The organism is Limnospira sp. (assembly GCF_051859755.1).
Lineage (GTDB): Bacteria > Cyanobacteriota > Cyanobacteriia > Cyanobacteriales > Microcoleaceae > Limnospira > Limnospira fusiformis.
In genome coordinates this window covers 1-4,856 of record NZ_JBIMLI010000221.1, presented here as the reverse complement: position 1 = coordinate 4,856, position 4,856 = coordinate 1, and the positions used below count along the sequence as shown (strand labels likewise).

The following is a 4,856-nucleotide window of genomic DNA, read 5'->3' as shown; positions in this document are numbered from 1 at the left end:
CATAAGCTGACCTCCATAAGTGTAATCCCCAATTAAACACGAACCGAGCATAACCCGCGTGTTTGGCCATCAAGGTGCGATGACGGTCATTGAGTTTTAGTTGGGTACGGAAGGCTTTGTAAACCATCATTGCATTTTACCATAAATCCTGCTTTATTATTAGGTGGTGAGCAAAATTCGCCATTGTCCGGGGTTTAACCGTATATCAATGATTGAGTTGCGAATCTTCTGAAGTATTATACGCTATTGTCGTAAGATGTCCTGCAAATCTACGACTAAATCATGGCTCTCCGTCCTCTCCCTCCTGTATTTCCACCCCCAACGCTTCCAGTTCTGTTAGCGCTCTCTCCCTAACCAAAGTATCCATGGTTTGCGAGTAAACTGTTAGCCAAGCGTTAATGCGTATCGGCACACTATCGGGATTGTCCCGCAATCCATTAGCCGCATCCCGAAATAGGGTTGCTGCTGGCTCATATCCACTAGCTTGCGCCCACTCAGAGGCGGTTTCTAGGGATTCTATGGCTGCTGGAGTGTCGCCCAGGAGTAATAGTTCATCAAGAGACTTTAACCGCCATAATCGCCAAGCACCGGGGAATTCTGGAGACAGCGCCTCAGTTCCCCGCTGCATCAATTCTACGGAAAGTTCGGGTTGAGCTTGGTAATAACCAACAGCGGTAGATAAAAATAAGTACATATCTATCCATCTAGGGTCGAGGCGGGAGATCACATCAAAAAAATTGTCATTGAGTTGAAAACCCGTCAAATTCCGCGCTTCCAAATCTCCGAAATACTGGAGAAAGTTCAGAAATACCCAATTAGCAAGGAGGTTATCAAAGCCTAAAGTGGGTAAATTTTTGACAATCTCGAGATTAGCAGCCAGTCTCTGCTCCTGCCTTTCGGCTTCGGTAGTGGTCAACTGCGGGCCGTTTTCTTCAGAAAAGCGATCGCCCAACCTAGCCCCACCCGGTGCATAGATTTGCACCCCAATGATAGCACCCAGGGCGACAACCGCGATCGCCACTGGAAAAAGACCCTCAAACCGTTTCACAGCCAAAGATGACATGGGAGGTTCCCCCAAATCTAAAATTTCCCTAAAACTTATTGTACAAAAAGATGACAATAGATAAATTATGCTTGTATAATGTCTTCAGACACACAATCGCTCCCGGAGTTCGGTATCATCATCAAATCCAGTATCATGATCACACCATCCGGGTATAATACCTGGACAACAGCCTTATGATAGCTGACTTTTAACATACCTTCCCAGGTGTATTTTAAAGCTATCGACTATTATTTAATGTCAACTGTATAGGGATTGCTTTTGCTACCCTATAAAAATATCATTTAGGCATCCAGCCAGAGAATCCAGCCAGAGGAAGATTAGATGAATCAAGCTACTAGACCTTTTTCCCCCTTGCGCGCCGTTTTAAGTGGAGCCATAGTCACCATTTCCGCTTTAACGATTCCAGGGCTCAGTGGTTCAGTAAATGCTACCTTAAAAAATAGTCCGAAAGCCGTCATTGACGAGGCTTGGCAGATTGTTAATCGAGAATATGTAGACCCCAGTTTCAACCGGATCGACTGGCTGGAAGTTCGACAACAGCTTCTCAGTAAAGAATATTCCTCTCCAGAAGAAGCATATACAGAACTGCGTAACGCCTTAGAAAAACTCAACGATCCATATACCCGATTTCTCGATCCTAAGCAGTATGAACGCCTCACCAATCAAACAGCGGGAGAACTTTCTGGGGTGGGAATGCAACTGACTTTGGATGAGAAAACTCGCCAAATTACAGTAGTTAATCCTATTAAAAATTCCCCAGCCATGGAAGCGGGAATCCAATCAGGCGATCGCATTTTAGCCATTGATGGCGAGTCTACCCAAGGGATGACCGTAGAAAAAGCAGCCGAGAAAATTCGGGGTCGGGTGGGAACTTCCATCACTTTAACCATCAGTCGCGATGAAGCTCAACAATTTGACCTGACCCTTACCCGCGCTCGCATTGAACTAGAAGCCGTCCGCTATCGCCTCAATACAGAAGGCGATCGCCAGATTGGTTACATTCAACTACAGGAGTTTAACTCCCATGCGGCTGAACAGATGCAACAAGCTATTAAAGAACTCCTGGCTCAAAATGTAGATGGATTTGTCTTAGATTTACGCGGAAATCCTGGGGGACTGTTACGCAGCAGCATTGATATCGCTAGGATGTGGGTAGACTCAGGAGCGATCGTTAGTACAATTGATCGCCACGGTAAAAGTCAGGAAATCCGCGCCAATCATACAGCCTTAACTGACTTACCCACCGTTGTCCTAGTTGATGATAACTCAGCCAGTGCTAGTGAAATTTTGGCAGGAGCAATGCAGGACAACAAGCGGGCTATGGTTATGGGAACTCGGACTTTTGGTAAAGCCCTGGTACAGTCCGTCTTTTCCTTATCTGATGGTTCCGGCTTGGCTGTCACCATCGCCCACTATTATACCCCTAACGGTACAGACATCAGCCAGAAAGGTGTCACCCCCGATATTTCCATCGAATTGACTCAGTTAGAGAAAAAGCAACTAGCTAGTGATCCCAATTTGATTGGAACTCACCAAGATCCTGGCTATGCTAAGGCGATCTTAGTTCTTAATGGTGATTTGTCTCATCCCATGGCAGTTAACTAATCTATCAGGGTGGCAACCAAATTTCAACTGCCACCCTTTTTTTTGATTGTCATGGTCATCGAGAACAGTTAACCTTGAGGGGAATGTTCAAGAGCAAAAAATTCCTATGTCAGAATCAGATCGGGCTGATTTACAGCCACGGAAACAATCACCCCCAACTATGGAGGAATGGCTGGCGATTATTTTGGCGATCGCAACTATGGGGTTTGTCTTCTTTTGGGTATTTGGGAAGATCGAACCCAAAAGCAGCTTTAGCTTACTCTCAGCTAAACCCGAAACTATCTCAGATCATCGGAGTTTAATCAATGTCTCTGATATAGTCCGTCAAGCATCCTCCAGCACAACCTCTATAATCTCTTCCTCATACACCCCAGAGTCTAAGTCTGGACCTTCAGATACAGTCAGCAGCGAATCTACAGGATTGACACTAAGCTGGCTAAACTTGGAAGGTTTACAAATAGCCTCTCCCACCACCGAGTCAACTCCGGCTACTCTCCCCTTATTTTCATCACCCACAACAGAAGCCGAAACAACCACGACCACAGACACAGAGGCGACGGTTACATCACCCCCTGAAACTCCTACTCCCACCGAAACCTCAGAGGTTCCCAGTTCCCCTGTAACTACCGCCGAAACACCAGAAACCACTCCCACCCAGACCGCTGTAACTCCAGATTCGGCTACAACTATACTGGCTAATGTACCAGAGGAACACTGGGCGCGGGATTTTGTAGTTTATTTTGCTGACCATAATCAGGCGATCGGTGCAGAAGATGGTACATTTAACCCAGATCAGCCAGTGAGTCGGGGACAGTTTGCTCATCAGTTGCAACAATCCCTCAAAACTGACAGAATTCAACCTGATATTAAGTTTCAGGATCTACCGCAAGACCATTGGGCTAATCAGGCGATCCAAGAAGCTACCAAAATGGGTTTTCTCCGGGGTTATCCTGGGGAAGTTTTCCAACCTAATCAAGAAATGACTCATACAGAGGTCGTGGTGGCTTTGGTCAGTGGTTTGGATTTACCTACCCCCAATAATCCCCAGGAAATTCTCAAAGTTTACTCCGATGCTGATCAAATTCCTGATTGGGCTATTGGTCAAGTGGCGGCGGCGACTGAGGCGGGTTTGGTCGCCAGTCATCCAGATCGCAATACTTTTAATCCTCATCAGTCCGTCAGTCAAGCAGAGGCTATTGTCATGATTTATCAAGTATTAGTGCGATCGGGTGATGCTGAACCTATCGAGTCAGATTACCTGGTTACTCGTTAAATGTTGTGGGTTTCATACATCAACAATTAGCCTGCGTCAGAGATCTAAGATTTTTCTGACGCATTTTTTTGACACCCAAAATAGTTAAATATTCCCAAATCGGAGATGTTCCCCACGGTGATATTTTTGCCATGGCGCGCCTTGTGAAAGTCTATCTTGTATGCGATCGCATATATTGCACCGCCCCCACCAGACCCATTAACCTAGTGAAACTCAATCTTTTCGGCTTCCTTCTTCATATCTCAATCATTAGACATCAACCACCATATTTAAGCTACAATCATCACATTAAGTTAATAATTAACCATCATCCCCCATTAGTCTATGTCAGAAATTATCCAAATTCCCAAAAGTATCTGGATTATTACCCAAGATTCCCCTAACCCCTCAACATCCCCTGACACTCCTACAGAATCACAGACCCACAGGGTAGCAGTCCCGGCGCACAAAATGCAGCAAAATATGAGTCAATTTTTATTAGTAATTGGTGATGTATTTCTACAAGCGGAACAGCAAGCGTTTCAAATGCAGCAAGCCTCTGGAAACTCCCAAAAATCTCCCATGCAGCTTGACCAGGTGGAATTGTCTGTCAGAATTAATGGCAACGGAGAAGTTAGCCTCTGTAGTGACAACTTCGATCATGGGACTATCAAACTTACGTTTAAACGTCGCAAAACTTAACAAAACTTAAAAAAAAATCGGCGCGACGAGAGGGGTGGGGGGTTGACAACCGGGATGGCGATCGCTATAATTGAAACCGTGGGGGTAACATGGCTATATGCTTGATTTTTTCCTCAACCTACCTTCAGGTTAAGCCACGATTCATAGCCCCCCAACTATCACCCAACTTAACAAAACTTAACAAAAAATCGGCGCGACGAGAGAGATGAGGGGTTGACAACCGGGATGGCG

At 45.5% G+C, this 4,856-nt stretch carries 5 protein-coding genes; 3 read left to right on the top strand and 2 right to left on the bottom strand.

The window, feature by feature from the left end; translation table 11 throughout:
* Both ACTIE0_RS22780 and ACTIE0_RS22775 read right to left on the bottom strand, forming a co-directional pair.
* Nucleotides 1-127 (bottom strand): helix-turn-helix domain-containing protein (locus ACTIE0_RS22780; RefSeq protein WP_439516997.1); only part of this gene is annotated, 127 nt, incomplete at its 3' end.
* A 153-nt stretch (nt 128-280) separates the two neighbouring features.
* Nucleotides 281-1,063: a hypothetical protein gene (locus ACTIE0_RS22775; protein WP_439516996.1), complete on the bottom strand. Its 783-nt coding sequence runs from the start codon at nt 1,061-1,063 to the stop codon at nt 281-283.
* 324 nt (nt 1,064-1,387) lie between these two features.
* Between ACTIE0_RS22775 and ctpB the strand changes: the two genes are divergently transcribed.
* The 3 genes from ctpB (at nt 1,388) to ACTIE0_RS22760 (ending at nt 4,625) form a co-directional block, all read left to right on the top strand.
* Nucleotides 1,388-2,671, top strand: coding sequence for a carboxyl-terminal processing protease CtpB (ctpB, locus tag ACTIE0_RS22770; RefSeq protein ID WP_006622567.1), 1,284 nt, complete (start codon nt 1,388-1,390; stop codon nt 2,669-2,671).
* Nucleotides 2,672-2,777: 106 nt separating this feature from the next.
* Complete coding sequence (locus ACTIE0_RS22765) at nt 2,778-3,944, top strand: S-layer homology domain-containing protein (RefSeq protein ID WP_006670902.1); 1,167 nt, start codon at nt 2,778-2,780, stop codon at nt 3,942-3,944.
* A gap of 324 nt (nt 3,945-4,268) precedes the next feature.
* Complete coding sequence (locus ACTIE0_RS22760; protein ID WP_006622565.1) at nt 4,269-4,625, top strand: Pepco domain-containing protein; 357 nt, start codon at nt 4,269-4,271, stop codon at nt 4,623-4,625.
* The last annotated feature ends 231 nt before the right edge of the window (nt 4,626-4,856 follow it).

What these genes read in the sequence shown, in the direction of transcription:
- ACTIE0_RS22775 (WP_439516996.1), bottom strand. Translation starts at nt 1,063, where the DNA reads ATGTCATCTTTGGCTGTGAAACGGTTTGAGGGTCTTTTTCCAGTGGCG.
- ctpB (WP_006622567.1), top strand. Translation starts at nt 1,388, where the DNA reads ATGAATCAAGCTACTAGACCTTTTTCCCCCTTGCGCGCCGTTTTAAGT.
- ACTIE0_RS22765 (WP_006670902.1), top strand. Translation starts at nt 2,778, where the DNA reads ATGTCAGAATCAGATCGGGCTGATTTACAGCCACGGAAACAATCACCC.
- ACTIE0_RS22760 (WP_006622565.1), top strand. Translation starts at nt 4,269, where the DNA reads ATGTCAGAAATTATCCAAATTCCCAAAAGTATCTGGATTATTACCCAA.